This is a genomic window from Chryseobacterium sp. UYP7, assembly GCF_056279225.1.
In genome coordinates this window covers 98,201-116,473 of the sequence record NZ_JBWBQW010000007.1, presented here as the reverse complement: position 1 = coordinate 116,473, position 18,273 = coordinate 98,201, and the positions used below count along the sequence as shown (strand labels likewise).

General features: G+C 36.0%; 13 protein-coding genes. 6 read left to right on the top strand and 7 right to left on the bottom strand.

Annotated features, from left to right (window positions below; translation table 11 throughout):
• Window positions 1-14 precede the first annotated feature (14 nt).
• Window positions 15-1,061 carry an anhydro-N-acetylmuramic acid kinase gene (locus ACZ9HT_RS13980; RefSeq protein ID WP_476041109.1) on the top strand — a complete coding sequence of 349 codons (1,047 nt, stop codon included), beginning with the start codon at window positions 15-17 and terminating at the stop codon, window positions 1,059-1,061.
• 27 nt (window positions 1,062-1,088) lie between these two features.
• The gene (locus ACZ9HT_RS13975; protein ID WP_476041108.1) at window positions 1,089-2,606 is read left to right on the top strand and encodes a nitrilase-related carbon-nitrogen hydrolase; all 1,518 of its coding nucleotides are present in this window, start codon (window positions 1,089-1,091) and stop codon (window positions 2,604-2,606) included.
• A 58-nt stretch (window positions 2,607-2,664) separates the two neighbouring features.
• On the opposite strand, the gene ACZ9HT_RS13970 is transcribed toward ACZ9HT_RS13975, so the two are convergent.
• From ACZ9HT_RS13970 to ACZ9HT_RS13940, 7 genes are all read right to left on the bottom strand, one after another.
• On the bottom strand, window positions 2,665-3,204 hold the full coding sequence (locus ACZ9HT_RS13970) for a hypothetical protein (protein WP_476041107.1): 540 nt from the start codon (window positions 3,202-3,204) through the stop codon (window positions 2,665-2,667).
• A gap of 193 nt (window positions 3,205-3,397) precedes the next feature.
• Window positions 3,398-5,827, bottom strand: a complete 2,430-nt coding sequence (locus ACZ9HT_RS13965) for a TonB-dependent receptor plug domain-containing protein (RefSeq protein ID WP_476041106.1) — start codon at window positions 5,825-5,827, stop codon at window positions 3,398-3,400.
• A 34-nt stretch (window positions 5,828-5,861) separates the two neighbouring features.
• Complete coding sequence (gene kdsA / locus ACZ9HT_RS13960) at window positions 5,862-6,671, bottom strand: 3-deoxy-8-phosphooctulonate synthase (protein WP_476041105.1); 810 nt, start codon at window positions 6,669-6,671, stop codon at window positions 5,862-5,864.
• A 163-nt stretch (window positions 6,672-6,834) separates the two neighbouring features.
• A complete protein-coding gene (locus ACZ9HT_RS13955) occupies window positions 6,835-7,686 on the bottom strand; it encodes a hypothetical protein (protein WP_476041104.1) in 852 nt (283 codons plus the stop codon).
• Window positions 7,687-7,692: 6 nt separating this feature from the next.
• Window positions 7,693-8,220, bottom strand: coding sequence for a DUF1697 domain-containing protein (locus ACZ9HT_RS13950; protein ID WP_476041103.1), 528 nt, complete (start codon window positions 8,218-8,220; stop codon window positions 7,693-7,695).
• A 4-nt stretch (window positions 8,221-8,224) separates the two neighbouring features.
• Entirely contained in the window at window positions 8,225-9,214 is a 990-nt protein-coding gene (locus tag ACZ9HT_RS13945) for an adenosine deaminase (protein WP_476041102.1), read from the bottom strand.
• 21 nt (window positions 9,215-9,235) lie between these two features.
• On the bottom strand, window positions 9,236-12,721 hold the full coding sequence (locus tag ACZ9HT_RS13940; RefSeq protein ID WP_476041101.1) for a glycosyltransferase family 117 protein: 3,486 nt from the start codon (window positions 12,719-12,721) through the stop codon (window positions 9,236-9,238).
• Window positions 12,722-12,942: 221 nt separating this feature from the next.
• Between ACZ9HT_RS13940 and ACZ9HT_RS13935 the strand changes: the two genes are divergently transcribed.
• From ACZ9HT_RS13935 to ACZ9HT_RS13920, 4 genes are all read left to right on the top strand, one after another.
• Window positions 12,943-13,980 carry a PLP-dependent cysteine synthase family protein gene (locus ACZ9HT_RS13935; RefSeq protein WP_476041100.1) on the top strand — a complete coding sequence of 346 codons (1,038 nt, stop codon included), beginning with the start codon at window positions 12,943-12,945 and terminating at the stop codon, window positions 13,978-13,980.
• 110 nt (window positions 13,981-14,090) lie between these two features.
• Window positions 14,091-15,365 (top strand): aminotransferase class I/II-fold pyridoxal phosphate-dependent enzyme, encoded by a 1,275-nt coding sequence (locus ACZ9HT_RS13930; RefSeq protein ID WP_476041099.1) that lies wholly within the window; start codon window positions 14,091-14,093, stop codon window positions 15,363-15,365.
• A gap of 77 nt (window positions 15,366-15,442) precedes the next feature.
• Window positions 15,443-15,853 (top strand): nucleoside diphosphate kinase regulator, encoded by a 411-nt coding sequence (gene rnk, locus ACZ9HT_RS13925; RefSeq protein ID WP_476041098.1) that lies wholly within the window; start codon window positions 15,443-15,445, stop codon window positions 15,851-15,853.
• Window positions 15,854-16,020: 167 nt separating this feature from the next.
• Window positions 16,021-18,216, top strand: a complete 2,196-nt coding sequence (locus ACZ9HT_RS13920; protein WP_476041097.1) for a B12-binding domain-containing radical SAM protein — start codon at window positions 16,021-16,023, stop codon at window positions 18,214-18,216.
• Window positions 18,217-18,273 lie beyond the last annotated feature (57 nt).

Here is an 18,273-nt window from a genome sequence, read left to right as displayed (position 1 = left end):
AAAAATTTGTCTTTATGGAATTCCGTGCGATAGGATTAATGTCGGGAACAAGCCTGGATGGGCTGGATCTTTGTTTTGCTAACTTTACGAAGAAGGACCAGTCATGGGATTTTGAAATTTTGAAGGCGGAAACGATACCCTATTCTCAACACTGGGAAAAAAAACTTCGGAATGCGATCTACCTTAATTCTGTTGATCTTTTGGCTTTACATTCCGAGTATGGTTTTTATCTGGGGAAAAGAGTCAAAGAATTTATTGAGCAATATGATTTACAAAATATTGATCTGATCGCATCTCACGGTCACACCGTTTTTCATCAACCCCAAAGAAAATTTACTTTACAGATTGGTGACGGACGAGCCCTTAAAATGTTGAATGAAGTTCCTGTGGTTTATGATTTCCGCAGTCAGGATGTTCTGATGGGTGGAAACGGCGCTCCTTTGGTTCCGGTCGGTGATGAACTTCTTTTTTCAGAGTTTGATGCCTGCTTAAATATTGGTGGATTTTCTAATATTTCCTTTAAAGAAAAAGGAAAACGAATTGCTTTTGATATTTGTCCGGTCAATATTGTATTGAACCATTTTGCGAAAGAATTAGGAAAAGATTTTGATGAGAGCGGAAATTTTGCAAAAAATGGAACCGTCAACTTTGAAATTCTAACTTTATTAAATGCGCTTCCATTTTATGAAAATGCGCCACCAAAATCCTTGGGAATTGAGTGGATCAATGAAAACATTTTCCCATTGTTAAAAGAGGAAACTACAGAAAATATTATGGCTACTTTCACAGAACATGCAGCGTTCCAAATTGCCGAAGTTTTTAACCAACATCAGATTAAAAAAGTTCTTTTTACAGGCGGCGGAACCTATAATTCTTATTTAGTAGATCGGATAAAAAGTAAAACTTCAGCAGAAATAATTATTCCGGAAAAGGAACTGATCGATTTTAAAGAAGCTTTGATCTTTGCCTTTATGGGAGTTTTGCGTAAGAATAATGAAATCAATATATTGTCATCTGCAACAGGGAGTTCTGCAGATCACTGTTCCGGGATCTTACTTTAGATTCCTTTAATTTTTAAAAATAAATATATGCAAATAGATATTAGAAAACTGACTTTAGATGATTACGACGAGCTTAAGGAAACGATGCAGAAAGCATATCCAGCAATGTCTGAAAACATTTGGTCAAAGAAAAGTATTCAGAAACTCATTAAATTATTTGCCGACGGACAAATATGTATAACCGTTGATGATAAAATTGCGGCGGTCTGTCTTTCGTTGATCGTGCAATACGAATTATATGGTGATGACCATACTTACAAAGAAATCACGGGAAATTACACTTTCAACACGCATTCCGACACTGGAAATGTTTTGTACGGAATTGAAATTTTTGTAGATCCCGAATTTCGCGAATTGCGTTTGGCGAGAAGATTATATGACGCAAGAAAAGAACTGTGCGAAAAGCTGAATTTAAAATCAATTATCGTTGGGGGCAGAATTCCAAATTATCATTTACACAGTCACGAACTTTCGCCTAGAGAATACATTCAGCAAGTTCGCAAGAAAGAAGTTTATGATCCTGTTTTAAGTTTTCAGCTGGCTAATAATTTTCTGCCGGTACGCGTGCTGAAAAGCTACCTTCCGGAAGATTCTCATTCCGAAGAAAACGCCGTTTTACTGCAGTGGAATAATATTTATTACAGCAAGAAACCCAATACGATGCAGGATTCTGTAATTCGTTTAGGTTTAGTTCAATGGCAAATGCGACATTTTAAAGATATTGATGCTTTTTTTGAACAGGTTGAATTCTTTGTAAACGTAATGGCAGATTATAAATCGGATTTCATTATGTTCCCGGAATTTTTCAATACACCACTACTGGCTCCTTTCAATCATTTAAGCGAGCGGGAAAGTATGTTTAAACTGGCAGAAATGACGGAGGAAATTAAAATCAGACTTTCCCAGTTAGCCATCAGTTATAATATTAATATCATTGGTGGAAGTATGCCGTTCATCGAAAATGAAGACCTTTATAACATCAGTTATCTTCTTCATCGCGACGGAAAAATCGATGAACACCGAAAAATTCATATCACACCAAACGAGAAGAAATTCTACGGTATGAAAGGTGGAAATGAAATTAAAGTCATCGACACCGATTGCGGAAAAGTTGGTTTGGTAATTTGTTATGATGTTGAATTCCCGGAATTACCCAGGATTTTAGCAGATCAAGGAATGAAGATCTTATTTGTCCCCTATCTTACCGACACTCAAAATGCGTACATGCGCGTTCGTCATTGTGCTGCAGCTAGAGCGATTGAAAACGAATGTTATGTTGCAATTGCAGGATGTGTAGGGAACTTACCAGGTGTAAATAATATGGATATTCAGTACGGACAAGCCGCTGTTTTCACGCCCTCAGACTTTGCGTTCCCTTCGAATGCTGTAAAAGGAGAAGCAACACCGAATACAGAGACGACTTTAATTGTAGATGTCGATCTTAATTTATTGAAAGAACTTCACCATTACGGCGCAGTTCGTACGATGAGCGACAGGCGGAAAGATTTGTACGATACGGTCAATTACAACGCCGAAACAGAATAAAAATAATCCTGAAACTTTTTAAGTTTCGGGATTTTTTTAGAATTTCTGGCTTTTCGTATCAGTTCTTATTTTGAAAAATTTTGGTATTTGCATTTTGTAATTTTTCCTTAAATTTTTGTCTAAAAAATATGGTGATTTTCTGGAATGCGAAAAATACCATTACGCCCAAAATCCAGCCGGTAAAAATGCCAAATATTAAACCTGCAAAAATAGCGGCCTCATTAGACCACCACTCTTTTACAGAATTAATAAGAAAAAAAGCTAACATAGAAACTGCCGTTGTTCCCAAACTGCATATCAGTATAAAAAAAGTTTTAAATGCTGTGCTGGCAGATTTTTGCTGAAATCCTATCAAAATAGAGGTCGAAATTACACCACCACTTACCAGAAGAAAAATAATTACTGTAAAAATTAAAATCAAAACTGTACATGCAATTGCGGCAACGATGAAAAATAGTGCGCCAAAAACGAGTAGAGAAACTAAAAAATCGTCATCATTTCTAAAAGAATCAATTATAAAAAAAGATGTTGTTGGAAATTGTCCGACGAGTGAATATAAGTTTTGTATATGCATAAAATTTAATAATAGTTCCAACATGCTCTAAATATTTTCCAGGCTTAAAAGGACCGATAGCAATTGATTTTTATAAAGATAAATAAAAAGGTACAGTGTTTTTAGATTTTCTATAAATTCAAAGAAAAAATCCCAAAACGTTACAGTTTTGGGATTCAAATATTTCGTTAAATTAAAAGTGTTTATAAGCTATAATTTTTTCCTTTTCTCTTCTTTTTTAAAGTTTAAACTCCAGTTTTACATTAAAAAACCGACCCGTCAATCTTACAGGAACCGGATAGCTGTAACCGGAAGAAACATCGTTCACAAATTGATTTGCCACCGTATTGCTAATATTGAAAGCGTTAAATATCTGAACGCCTAAAGTCAATTCTTTAAATTTACTCCAAACTGGTCCGGTTGCTTTGTTGTCTTTTTCATCAATGAATATTTTTGATAAGCCGATATCTACGCGTTTGTAAGATGGCAACTTTCTTTGATATTGATATGGCGCGTTAAAATCAGGTTTCCCGTTCTCATCAAGTGAAATTGGCGTTCCAGTTGGTAAACCGTTTGCGTAATTCAAAGTTAAATTTACACGCATCGATGGAAATTTCGGCATGAAATCCTGATAAAATAAAGCAAATCTAAAACGAGGATCGGTGGGTCTGGAAATATAACCTCGTCCATCGATATTTTCTTTTACGCGCGCATAACTTGCAGAAATCCAGGAATCAACTCCAGGAACAAATTTCCCAAATAATCTGGTATCAATTCCGTAGGCATAACCTTCCGAATTATTTTTTCCATTATAACGGATTCTTACATTATCCAGATAATAAGGAATCAAATTATCCATCTTTTTATAGTAAACTTCTGTCGTCAGTTTAAAAGGGCGGTCTACCATTTTAAATTCGAAATCATTGGCAACAATAATCTGCATCGACCGTTGCGATTTGATGTCTGGATTAAAGTTTCCGTCCAGATCCTTGATCTCTTTATAAAACGGTGCCTGATAATAGATTCCCCCGGAGATCTTGAATAACATATCCATATCCCAATCCGGTTTGATCGCGAATTGTGCTCTTGGAGAAATAATTGTTTCATCGTTAAAATCCCAATGAGAAGCTCTAATTCCCGCATTTACAAAGACGCGGTTGTCGCCCCAGAAGAATTTTTTAGAATATTGCGCATAACCTGAAACACGTGTCGGTTCTATGTGGTTTGCACCCGCAATACTAAAACGCAAACGAAGCTGCGACGGATCCAAAGATCCCGGAAGCACGAAATCTCTCGGCGTGCTGTAACCCAAAGAATCCACGAGTTGCCACTCATTCGTATTGTCCTGTAAATTTTCTTTTTCGAATTTTAAGCCCACTTCAAAATCAGTATTTACATCTGGAGAAAATCTGGTTTTGAATTGCGCTCCATACGTTTTTACCATCAAGTCATTTCTGGCGTGATCAATTTGTCCACCAACGTCATAAGAAGTAATTGGTGCGCCCGTAATTGGATCGAAAGTTTGTAATTGGTATGCAGAAGCGATGGTGTAATATTCTTTTTCGCGGTTTTGATAGGCAAAACTATCTAAGGTAAATTTCCATTTCTCGGTCGGCTTAAAATTGATCGTAGCCGTTCCCATCATATTTTTATATTGATCATTTTCTTTACCGTCATAAAAAACACTCAGTTTTAAGGGACTTTGCAAAGTTCCAAATTCCACTTCTTTTACTTTCGGAATCATTTCGTAATCGTTCTTACTCCAGTAACCGATGAAAGAAACGTCCCACTTTTCGTTGATCTTATAATTCAGATAAGATTGAAAATCCACGTATTGCGGATTAAAATCGGTGTCTTCATTCAAAGTGTTTAAGACTAAATTCGTATTTCTATATCTGCCGGAAATGATACCCGTCAGTTTTTTATTTTTGGATGCAAATCCTGTAGTAAGTCTTCCTCCAATTAAACTCGCCTCTCCGGAAAGTTCAAATTTGGTAGGTTGTCTGTAATAAATATTTAATGCAGAAGACATTTTATCGCCATATTTTGCTTCAAAACCGCCGGCAGAAAAATTGATCGCCTGAACAAGATCTGGATTTATAATACTTAGTCCTTCCTGTAAAGAGTTCCGAATTAAAAACGGACGGTAAATTTCGATATCATTAATGTAGATGAGATTTTCATCGTAGTTTCCACCACGAACCATATACTGGGAAGATAATTCTGCATTTGAGTTTACTGAAGGTAAAGTTTTTAAAAGACCTTCGACACCACCGGAAAGCGAGGCGACCTGTTGTGCTTCTTTCGCAGAGATCTCAATGGAGGTAAGATCGGTAACTTTCGGTTTTCCCTTTTTCTGAAAAACAACTTCTTCGATTTTCGTTTCGCGCTCCAGATTGGCAAACAAAACATTTACATTTTGAACTCTCGGATTTGTTTTAATGTTCTTACTAAAACCCCTGAAATTTTCTTTTTCTACCGATAACATTTGAACCGATTCCGCAATTGGGATCTTTACAAAACCTTTATCATCTGTCGTAAAATTTTGATTGTTGTAAGAAACATTGGCCTGCGAAACAGGATTTCCATCTTTATCTAAAACTTTTAGATTGATTTGCGAAAATGCGAAAAATGGCATCAACGCCAGTAGTAGAAGTAGTTTTTTCAATGCAGCGAATTTAGTTTTTAAAGATAACAAAAAATTAGAGAATCGCTTCTCTCACACGTGTTAATTTTTGAAGCAGATCTTCGAGTTTGTCGAGTCTCAGCATATTTGCACCATCAGAAAGTGCAGAACTTGGATCAGGATGAGTTTCTATAAAAAGTCCATCTGCGCCAACTGCGATTCCCGCTTTTGCAATCGTTTCAATCAATTCCGGTCTTCCACCGGTTACGCCGGAACTTTGATTGGGTTGTTGTAAAGAATGCGTCACATCTAAAATGACAGGAGCGTAATTTCTCATCGTCGGAATTCCCCGGAAATCAACGACTAGATCGGTATATCCAAAAGAATTTCCACGTTCGATAATGGCTGTTTTTGGATTTCCGGAATCATTTACTTTTTGCACAGCAAACTGCATGGATTCGGGAGAAAGAAATTGTCCTTTTTTCAAACTGACACATTTTCCCGTTTTTGCAGCCGCGATTAAAAGATCGGTTTGACGAACCAAAAATGCCGGAATTTGTAAAACATCAACGTATTGCGCGGCTAATGCTGCATGTTCGTTTTCATGAATATCGGTCGTTGTTGGAATATTAAAAGTCTCTCCTACTTTTCTTAGAATTTCTAAAGATTTTTCCTCGCCAATTGTCGTAAAAGAATCGACTCTGCTGCGATTTGCTTTTTTAAAACTTCCTTTAAAAATATAGGGGATCTCATATTTATTGGTCATTTCTACAATTTTTTCGGCAATGTTTAAAGCCATTTCCTCGCCTTCGATGATGCAAGGTCCGGCAATGAGAAAAAAATTTTTTGAATTTTTGTGGTGAATATTTTCTAAGTATTGAATCATGAATGAGTTATTTAATGTTGAACGGTTTAATGACAAAAATAGTAATTATTTATAAGGAATTTTTTAGAAACTTTATATTTAATCATTTGATTTTAAACAAAAAAAAACCGGTTATTATTCCGGTAATTTTTAATCTAAAAATAGAGACAGACTAATTATTTATTTACTGTTGAATCAATGCATTTTCGATACGTTCAACATTCGATATATATTGATCTTTACCAATTTCTTTTTTATATAAATTGATCCATTTTCTCGCGTTCTCAAAATCTGATGCATTATAAAAGTTAGAAATCTGATTAACGATACTTTCACTTTTATAAATATTACTTTTAAAGTTTTTGAAATTATTTTCTAAGTAGACAGCGGCTTCTGTTAATCTTTTTTGCTGAATCATCGCATAATGCTTTTCTTTAATTAAAAGCTCACTGGAAAAACCATTTAAATTTGCATCCGTAACTGCTCTTTCTGCTTCACTAAATTTCCCTAAAGCATTGTAAGCATAAGCCAATTCGAAGTAAAGCTTCTCTGATTTGTAATTTTTCCCTTCCAAAATTTCGAGACCTTTCAAAGCAATGTCAGAAGAGCCAACACCATTCAAAAAACTGTATTTATCAATAAGAACTTCATTTTCGGGACGTGAAAATTTATAATTTTTAAGAAAATCAGAAGGATCAGGGAGTTTCCATTCCGCGATTTTGTCTTTAGGAATTACAGCGACGAGCAATTTTACATTTTGCCATCTTGCAATTATATTAGATTCGGACGGCTTAAATACAAATGATTTATTTTGGGGAATTAGACTTCCGACAAGTTTAAAAGAATATCCGGCTTGCTCGTCGAAATAGGGAACGCCAACTGTAAAATCTTTGTCCGCCTCTTTTAAGGGTAATATAATTAACTTATTTTCGGCATTTGCAAGCGCAGTGTTGAAGGCTATTTCTTTTGGAATCTCAAGTTGAGAATAAGCAATTATAAATGATAATAAAGTTAAAAAAGTGTAAATTTTCTTCATAAAAGTTTAATTAAATTTTAAGATGATTTTCTCAATCGTATTCAAATTCCTGGATGTCATTTTTTCTTTTAAAGATTTTTTACCTAAAACTTTTCCAAAGGTTGAATCTAACGTATTTCCTTTCGCAACTTGCCAGTAAAAATTTTTATTTACGATTTCACCCTTTTCGTTGTCAGATTTTATAGAATTATCAAATTCTTTTAAGAGAGTTTCTGCAATTTCTTCAATTCCGACGAAAGTATAAATATGCAGATCAACAGATTTTGTAAAAGGATTTTTATTAAAGAGCTCAGTAACTTCTCTTTCAGTTTTGATAAATAAAAAAGCTTCATAATTAAAATATTCCGAAAGCGATTTTTCTAAGAGTTTTTTTAATTCAGAGGAATCCTTGTCGGAACAAAACAAGATATTACCTGTCGCCAAAACCGAGGAAACGTCTTGCATTCCGGCGTCCGTAAATACTTTACACACTTCTGCCATTTTCATGATAGTTCCATTTACATTAACGCCGCGAAGAAAAGCGCAATATTTCAATTTTTTAAAGTTGAGCGATGAATTTTTGTTTTATTTCTACTGGTAAGAAAGAATATTCGAAAGAATTGTGAACCAATTGTTTCACCTCCATTAAACTTAAGTCCAAGGCTTCAATACAACTCAAATAATTCTGAGTCAAATAACCGCCAAAATACGCAGGATCATCGGAGTTTACGGTGACTTTCAAACCTAAGTCCAACATTTGCTTCAACGGATGACTTTTAATATCAGCAACATTTCTTAAAGCCGTATTCGAAAGTGGACACACCGTCAAAGCCATATTTTCTTCGACCAATCTTTTAACTAATTTTGGATCAGATAAACAATTATTTCCATGATCAATTCTTGCAACTTTCAACAGATCTAAGGCTTCCCAAATATATTCTGCAGGACCTTCTTCGCCCGCGTGTGCGACAGGAATATATCCTTCCCTCACTGAAGCTTCAAATACTTTCTGAAATTTGGAAGGCGGATTTCCTTTTTCAGACGAATCTAAACCAACCATTTTAATTAAATGCTTGTAAGGAAGCGATTGTTGCAATGTTTCGAAAGCATCTTCTTCTGATAAATGCCGCAAATAACTCATGATCAATAAAGAGGAAATACCAAATTGCTTTTCAGCGTCTGCTCTTGCGCGCTGAATTCCATTCATTACTGTAGAAAACTCGATTCCTCTTTTTGTATGCGTTTGCGGATCGAACATAATTTCGGCGTGCACAATATTTTCTTCCTGACAATGTTGAAAGTAAGCCATTGTAAGATCGTAAAAATCCTGCTCGTGGATCAGAACATTCGCTCCGGCATAATAAATATTCAGAAAATCCTGCAAGTTGCTGAACTGATACGCTTTTTTTACCGCTTCAATATTCGCATACGGAATCTCGATGCCATTTCTGCGTGCGATCTCGAACATTAATTCGGGTTCGAAAGTTCCCTCTATGTGGAGATGAAGCTCAGCTTTGGGAACTTTTTTTATATATTCTGATACAGTCATTTTCTGAAATTGGAGTTTGTTTTATTGCGTCGCTTTCATAATTGCATTCGTGATCTGATCCTCTTTTTCTTTGGAGTAAGTGGAATCATAAGGCTCCATTACATCGAATAAATATGTATAGAACGGTGTAATTTTCTGCACATTTTCTGATTGTTTAAAGGCTTTTTCTTTACCCATTGCCTGCAGATCTTTAACAAATGAGTTGAAACGTTTGTCGATTGGTTCAATGGATTTTACCAAATATGCATATCCTTTTTCCTTTTGTCCGATCTTGTTGTAGGCATCAGAAACCGCTCCAACGATCAACGAATATTCCATTGGTTTTGTCCGCATCTGGCGCGAAACAAAGCGTTGTTCCTCTGGGGAAAGCGTGCGGTAATAATCATATTCTGTAAAGATGCCTTTTTTAAGTTCTTCTGCCAGTTTCAAACCTTTTTGTTCCTGTCCGGAAACAATGTATCCGTAAACGATAGAACTTAGCGATCGTGCATCATCGTATTTTTTTACAGGGATTTCTTTGGAAGCCAAATCCAGTATCTCAAGAGCTTTAGCTTTCTGCCCGGAGAGTGAAAGTGCTTCTGCAGCACGGCTCGCTGAACCTCTGTAACTTACAATATTTTGAGTGCAGGTCTCATCAAAATGAACGTTTAAATCTTTGAAATTACCCCATTTAAAATTTTTCACGATTTGGTACAAAGAATTGGCATCTACTCTACCCATTTCCCCGTCTGCACGTTCTGGCGTATTGATCGGCACCAAACGATAGCTGAAACCATCGAACTGAAGATAATCACCTAAATAGAAAATATTTTCAGGATCATAAATTCCACCGGAAGAGAAATTGATGGGGCGTTTCCAGTCGAAATTCGCCAACATATCCAGCATCAACAAATTATTTTTGAACATGCTGTTGCTCTTGTAATCGATGGTGATCTGATCAACCGTCTGCGCTAAATCCTTCGCTTCAATTGTTCCGGATTTTACTGCATTTGCTTTATTTACAGGCAAAATGAATTTAGAAACGGGAAGGAAATTAAATTTTTCATACTTTTCATTTCCGAAAAGCATTTTCAAAATTTCGTCTTTATCTTCGGATTTTGTTTTAATAAAATTCATGGCTTCTTTTAAAGTCATAGAATCCTGGGTCGCAAATTTACGGAATTCGGCGAAAGTAGTGTCTGGAGCGCCTTGTTGTTTAAGATTCGCAAAGACATTTGCCCAGTCATCCTTTTTCATCAAATAAATCTGGTCGTTGGTTCCATCGCGGTAATCTTCATGAGTCATCATTGATGGAACGCCAATAGAATTATACGTTCTGCGTTTTACCTGATCAATATTCCACGGGGTAGAAAGCAGAGTGAAATTTACCACTTTCACATCATCTCGAAGCCCCGAGGTTTCCTGCATTCCCCAGATCGGATACGTATCATTATCGCCGTAAACGAAGAGGATATCGTTTTTCGGTAAAGATTTTAAAGTAGAATACGCGTAATCATAAGCTGCGTATCTGTTGCTTCGATCGTGTACATTATAATTCTGGAAACCCATCATCAACGGAATTCCTAACAGAACAACGCCTGCAACAATATTAAGGGTATCTGATTTAACTTTAGTCTGAAGATACCAAAGCAAAGCTCCGGCTCCCAGTCCGATCCAAATGGCGAAAGCGTAGAAAGATCCGACCATTGCGTAATCTCTCTCCCGAACTTCGAAGGGTTTTACACCGGTATAAAAAACGATTCCGAAACTTGTTAATACAAATAAAGAGAGAATTGCGTAAAACCGTCCGAAATCTTTTTTTAACTGGAAGAAGAAACCAATAATTCCGAGTAACAAGGGTAAAAAGAAGAAGGCAACTGTACTTTCATTTTTGAATTTTGCAGGCATCTTACTTTGATCACCATACATTGCATTATCGAGGAAAGGAATTCCTGATATCCAGTTTCCTTTATTATTTTCCATGTGTCCTTCCAGGTCATTTTGTCGGCCGACATAATTCCACATAAGATATCGAACGAAATAATATCCGTTTTGAAATGTGAAGAAATAATCTAAATTTTGCGCTAAAGAGGGTCGCTGAACATTAATTAAATTATACGATTTTACTTTTAGATAATCGTCTGCTTTAATGGTTTCATCTTCATATTTTTTACGAAGTTCGTTAAAGACCTGTTTCGCTTCGGGACTGTCGGCAACTTCTTCATTCGCATAATTGAAGGAGAAATCCGGTGCGCCATACATTGAAATATAATTGGACATTACGTCTTTATCTTCACTAAACATTCTTGGCATAAAGCTAACCTGATCCTGACTAAAGATGTAATTAAAGCGATCGCCTACTCTTCTATAAGTTCCAGCTTTTTCATCTTTTTCGTAAACATCACCTGTTTTCTGAGTTTTGAAACTGCCGTCATCATTTTTCTGAATTCCGTTTGCATCTAAATAAGCAGTATAATTTTGACCGTAAGAAGTTGGCCAGTCACCGTATTGTTCCCGGTTGTAATAATCTAACATTCCAATAGCATTGTCTGGATTGTTTAGGTTCATTGGTGGATTCGCATTTGCACGAATTGGAATTACCATCCAGCAAGAAAAACCGATCATCATATACACTACAGAAAGAACAATAGTTTGATAGATGTTTTTCTTCAGTTTTCTGGAATATTTCAGAGCAAAATAACACAGTGCTACTAAGATGATAAAGGCGATGATCGTTCCGGAGTGAAAAGGAAGACCAATTCCGTTCACAGCGAAAATTTCCATTTTACCAAAAAGAGTCATGATCAAAGGGAAAATTCCTTTAAATACAATACCTAAAATCAGGAGTGTTAAAGCATTTGCCCAAAGGAAACTCTTCCACGTAAATTCGTAATTTCTGGCGTAATACATTAAACACACTGCCGGAATTGCCAACATACACATCATGTGAACACCAACAGAAAGGCCAGTTACAAAAAATATTAAGATGATCCATCTTTCATTATCCAAGTCGTGAAATTCATTTTCCCACTTTGTGATCAGCCAAACCAGAAGTGCGATAAACATACTTGTCATTGAGTAAACTTCGCCTTCAACAGCAGAGAACCAAAAAGTATCAGAAAAAGTAAAACATAAAGCGCCGATCACTCCGGCAAAAAGGATAGAAATCTCCTGATGTTTCGTGATCTCAACAAAATCTTTATTTAGAAGTCTTCTCACCAAATGGGTGATCGTCCAGAAGAGGAACAGAATGGTCAAAGCACTAAAAAGTGCAGACATAGAGTTGATCACCACCGAGTAATTTTCGCCGTTACCAAAAGCAAACATTGCGGCAACTGCTCCAACCAATTGAAAAAGTGCCGCTCCAGGAGCATGCGTTACTTCGAGTTTTACGGCGGAAGAAATGTATTCTCCAGTATCCCAAAAGCTAAAATTCGGCTCAATGGTGGATAAGTAGGTGACAAAAGCAATAGCGAAAACAACCCATCCCAAAAGGGTATTCCACTGTTTAAAAGACCAATTTTTCATAGATAAAATTTCAATGTTGCGAAAATAAGGATTTTCATTTACTAACCACCGATTTTAACAAAATTTAAACTCAACTGCACGATTTTTAGTACTTTCGAAAAGGTGGGAATTCAAATATATCTTAATTTAGAATTGAACGAATTATAAAATAACAGATACATTGTTGAATTATTTATTTTTTAGTATTTTTGCAGTCGGTTTTATAGAGAAAATGAAGAAAAATGATTAATGTTTACGATAACATTCTTGGCTTAATTGGTCATACTCCTTTGGTGAGATTGAATACAGTTACCAAAGATATTCCTGCGACGGTTTATGCCAAATTAGAATCCTGTAATCCCGGACATTCTACGAAAGACAGAATCGCGTTACATATTATAGAAGCAGCAGAAAAAAAAGGGCTTCTGGGTCCAGGTTCTACAATTGTAGAAACTACTTCGGGTAACACTGGTTTTTCTATTGCGATGGTTTCAATTATAAAAGGCTACAAATGTATTCTTGCAGTAAGCGATAAAACCAAAGCTGAAAAAATTGCGTATCTAAAAGCATTGGGAGCAACTGTTTATATTTGTCCGGCCAATGTTGCTGCAGATGATCCGAGATCTTATTACGAGGTTGCAAAAAGAATTGCACAGGAAACTCCCGATTCGATTTATATTAATCAGTATTTTAATGAACTGAATATTGATGCGCATTACAAATCTACCGGACCAGAAATTTGGGAACAGACACAAGGTAAGATAACGCACTTGATCGCATGCACAGGAACGGGCGGAACTTTATCAGGTTCTGCAAAATTTTTAAAAGAGAAAAATCCAAATATCAAGATTATCGGTGTTGATGCATCGGGTTCGATATTAAAAGGTTTTCACGATACAGGAAAAATTAATAAAGATGAAATTCATCCTTATCAAATTGAAGGAATGGGCAAGAATTTAATTCCGGCTGCTTTACTTTTCGATAAGATCGACGAATTTGTTAGGGTTAACGATGAAATGTCTGCATACAGAACCAGAGAAATCGCTCTAAAAGAAGCCATTATGGGTGGTTACACAACAGGAGCTGTAACGCAGGGATTAATTCAGTACGCCGCTTCTCACGAATTTTCGAAAGATGATGTCGTCGTTCTTATTTTCCCGGACCACGGTTCGCGTTACATTACGAAAGTATACAGTGATCAATGGATGGAAGAACAGGGATTCGTCAATAATTGTGTTCATAACTATGACCAGGTTTTTAAAACTGAAGTCATAAAATAAAAAATAGAAAGAATTGATAAAAAACCTTTTTGTACTTAGCGAAAGGTTTTTTTTTAGTATTATTTAATTAAATTTGATTATTAAAATTTACAAAATAACAAGATAAAATAATGACAGATATTTTTGATCGTCTAAGACAAAATCCAGGTCCATTGGGACAGTTTGCTGATTATGCAGAGGGATATTTTGTTTTTCCAAAATTAGAAGGACCTATTGGTCCCCGAATGATATTTCAAGGTAAAGAAGTTATTTTTTGGAGTGCCAATGATTATTTGGGACTTTGCAACCACCCCGAGGTTTTAGAAGCTGACGCAAAAGCTGCTGCAGAATATGGCTTGTTTTATCCAATGGGCGCCCGGGCGATGTCTGGAGAAACAGAACAGCACCAGCAGTTAGAAAGAGAATTGGCAGAATTTGTTGATAAAGAAGCAGCTTATCTTTTAAATTTCGGTTACCAGGGAATGGTTTCTACCATCGATGCCTTAGTGGGAAGACATGACGTGATCGTTTACGATGCGGATTCTCACGCTTGTATTGTTGATGGAGTACGTTTGCACATGGGCAAAAGCTTTACCTACAAACACAACGATATCGAGAGTTTAGAGAAAAATTTAGTTCGTGCCACGAAAGTAGCTGAAGAAAATGGAGGCGGAATTTTAGTCGTTACTGAAGGAGTTTTCGGAATGCGCGGCATGCAGGGAAAAATTAAAGAGATCTGCGATTTAAAATCTAAATTCAATTTTAGACTTTTGGTTGATGATGCTCATGGATTCGGAACTTTAGGTGAAAAAGGAGCCGGAGCCGGAGAAGAACAGGGTTGTCAGGATCAGATCGACGTTTACTTTTCAACTTTCGCAAAATCAATGGCAGGCTTCGGAGCATTTATCGCAGGTGATGCAGATATTATCCGAATTTTAAAATACAATCTTCGTTCCCAGGTTTTTGCAAAATCTTTAACAATGCCAATGGTAATTGGAGGTTTAAAACGATTAGATCTTTTGAGATCTAAACCAGAGATCAAAGCGAAATTATGGGAAAACGTAAATAAACTACAAAACGGACTGAAAGAAAGAGGTTTCAATATCGGAGGTTCAAATACTTGCGTTACTCCAGTAATGATGCAGGGTACAACAGTTGAGGCTACTCTACTTTCTCGTGATTTAAGAGAAAACTTTGGAATTTTTACATCAGTTGTAATTTATCCGGTGATTCCAAAAGGAATGATTTTATTAAGATTAATTCCAACTGCGTCTCATACCGATGCTGAAATCGACGAAACGCTGGCTGCATTTGAAGCGATCCACGAAAAATTAGTTTCTGGCTTTTATAAAGACGAGGAGCAAAAATTAATGGAAGAACAAAGGTTAAGTTTTAAAAATACATAGAATTTTCAAAAACATTTATTTTTTATAAACCGTTTGAAAAATTCAGACGGTTTTTTAGTACCCTTATTATTTAAACAATGGAACAAATTATCATATCAAAACAAGACAGCACGAGAATTCACAATGCAATTCGCGACGCCAAACTAAATAACGGAATCAAAAAAGAAGATGCTGATAAATTGCTTGCAGAGTTGCACAGCGCTAAAATTGTTCCTTCCGAGGAAATTCCGAAAGATGTGGTGACCATGAATTCTATTGTGAAGATCCATTTTCAGAACAATAAAAATACGGTTCAGTTTCAGATCGTTTACCCGCATTTGGCCAATATGAAGGAAAATAAAATTTCCATTTTTTCTTCCGTAGGTTCTGCTTTAATTGGTTACCGTGTGAATGATGAGATCGATTGGTTAGTTCCTTCGGGCATGACTAAAATTGTAATTGATGAAATTATTTATCAGCCGGAAGCTGCGGGTGATTTCGATCTGTAGGCTCTGAACTATAAAAGTCAACAAAAGCTTTTTGTAGTAAAAATTCAAAAAAAAACGATAAAAAGTTTGTGGTAGCACACATTTGTTCCCTTTTAAGAAATAATGCACCTTACTTTTGTGACTTTTTTGGTTAAGTTATTTACAATAAATTTGCAAAAAGAATTCATTTGAAAGATCTTCTTCTCATCACTCCACCATTTACGCAGCTCAATACTCCTTATCCCGCAACGGCTTATATTAAAGGTTTTTTGAACACCAAAAATATTTACAGTTATCAAATTGATCTGGGGATCGAAGTTATTTTGGAGTTATTTTCAAAGACTGGAATTCAAAATGTGTTTGCAGAAAAAATCGATTTACAAAATACGTCAGAAAATTCCCAGCGAATTTTTGCTTTACGCGAAGAATATATCAAAACGATCGGTCAGGTTATTCTTTTTCTACAAAATCAAAATCCAACGTTAGCAAGACAGATCTGCAGCATGAATTTTCTGCCAGAAGCATCGCGTTTTAATCAGCTTGATGATCTGGAATTTGCCTTCGGAAATATGGGTTTGCAGGATAAGGCAAAACATCTTGCTACATTATATCTGGAAGATATTTCGGATTATATTGTAGAAAATATCGATGCTGATTTTGGCTTTAGCCGTTACGCAGAAAGAATCGGTCAAAGCGCGAATTCTTTCGATGAATTATATTCAAAGCTTCAAGATGATCAGACTTTTATCGATCAATTTACTTTAAAGATTTTAGAAGAAAAATTAGAATTGGTTCAACCCAAATTGGTTTGTTTTTCTGTTCCATTTCCCGGAAATTTATATGCCGCTTTTCGGTCGGCACAATTTATTAAAGAAAATTATCCGCAAATTAAAATTGCAATGGGCGGTGGTTTTCCGAACACAGAATTACGCGAATTGAAGGATAGAAGAGTATTCGAATTTTTCGATTTCATTACTTTAGATGATGGTGAATTGCCGATAGAATTGGTTTTTGAAAATGTTATTTTGGGCAACAATATTTCTGATTCTGAATTCAAAAGAACTTTCATTTTAGAAGATCAAGAAGTTGTTTATAAAAATAATACTTCAAAATTCGATTACAAACAGGCTTTTGTAGGAACACCGGATTATACCGATCTATTGTTGCATCTATACATTTCAGTCATCGAAATTGCAAATCCGATGCACAGTTTATGGAGCGATGGCCGCTGGAATAAACTTACCATGGCGCACGGTTGCTATTGGGGCAAATGTACTTTCTGCGATATTTCTTTAGATTATATTAAAATTTACGAGCCCATTTCTGCTAAAATTTTAGTGGACCGAATGGAAGAACTCATCGCTCAAACGGGCGAATCAGGTTTTCATTTTGTAGATGAAGCGGCGCCACCAGCTTTAATGCGGGAAGTTGCGCTGGAAATTTTACGCCGGAATCTGGTCGTAACCTGGTGGACGAATATTCGGTTTGAAAAAAGTTTCAGTAAAGATCTTTGTTTTTTATTGAAGATTTCAGGCTGTGTCGCAGTTTCGGGCGGCCTGGAAGTGGCGAGCGATCGACTTTTGAAGTTAATTGATAAAGGAGTTTCTGTGGAACAGGTTGCGAAAGTGACGCGAAATTTTACAGAAGCCGGAATCATGGTTCACTCCTATTTAATGTACGGATTTCCAACACAGACGATCCAGGAAACGGTTGATTCTTTAGAGATGGTTCGTCAGCTTTTTGAAATGGGAATTTTGCATAGTGCCTTTTGGCACCAGTTTTCAATGACGGCACATTCACCGATCGGCAAAAATCCTGCAGAATTTGGTGTTCAACCCATTACAAAAGAGATTTTATTCGCGCATAATGACATCGATTTTACCGATGAAACCGGGATCGATCACAGCAAATTTAGTTTTGGTCTAAAAAAATCGCTTCTCAATTATATGCACGGAATCAATTTTGATATTCCGCTCAAAGACTGGTTCGACTTTAAAATTCCAAAAACGACGATTCATCCGGATTATATTCAAGATTGTCTGTTGGAGGAAGAAAGTTTTGCTTTCAAAGGAAATTCGAAACTAATTTTTCTGGATAAAAATGCACAAGTCGAAAACTTCGTGAAATCAAAAAAAGGAAAGATTTTCGATTTGACCCGGCTTACTTTTCATCTCAAGACAAATATTTTAAAGCTCGAATTAGAGAGAGATCAAGCGGAATGGCTCATGAAAATCTTTACAGAAAATTCTACGAAAAATCCTAAAAAACTAACACTTCAACTCATGAAAAATCAGTTTGAAGAAAATTTTGAAGATTTTGAATTATTTTGGTTTTCAAAACCGATTCAGCAATTAAAAGAAAATGGCGTAATTTTAAGTTTGTAATCTTAAATCTATATTTACACTTCACTAATCAATAATCGTCAAGCTATAATAAAGATA

Bases quoted from the DNA above. Each gene is read 5' to 3' on its own strand.
- ACZ9HT_RS13980 (WP_476041109.1), top strand. From the start codon at position 15: ATGGAATTCCGTGCGATAGGATTAATGTCGGGAACAAGCCTGGATGGG.
- ACZ9HT_RS13930 (WP_476041099.1), top strand. From the start codon at position 14,091: ATGACAGATATTTTTGATCGTCTAAGACAAAATCCAGGTCCATTGGGA.
- ACZ9HT_RS13970 (WP_476041107.1), bottom strand. From the start codon at position 3,204: ATGTTGGAACTATTATTAAATTTTATGCATATACAAAACTTATATTCA.
- ACZ9HT_RS13975 (WP_476041108.1), top strand. From the start codon at position 1,089: ATGCAAATAGATATTAGAAAACTGACTTTAGATGATTACGACGAGCTT.
- ACZ9HT_RS13940 (WP_476041101.1), bottom strand. From the start codon at position 12,721: ATGAAAAATTGGTCTTTTAAACAGTGGAATACCCTTTTGGGATGGGTT.
- ACZ9HT_RS13945 (WP_476041102.1), bottom strand. From the start codon at position 9,214: ATGACTGTATCAGAATATATAAAAAAAGTTCCCAAAGCTGAGCTTCAT.
- ACZ9HT_RS13935 (WP_476041100.1), top strand. From the start codon at position 12,943: ATGATTAATGTTTACGATAACATTCTTGGCTTAATTGGTCATACTCCT.
- rnk (WP_476041098.1), top strand. From the start codon at position 15,443: ATGGAACAAATTATCATATCAAAACAAGACAGCACGAGAATTCACAAT.
- kdsA (WP_476041105.1), bottom strand. From the start codon at position 6,671: ATGATTCAATACTTAGAAAATATTCACCACAAAAATTCAAAAAATTTT.
- ACZ9HT_RS13955 (WP_476041104.1), bottom strand. From the start codon at position 7,686: ATGAAGAAAATTTACACTTTTTTAACTTTATTATCATTTATAATTGCT.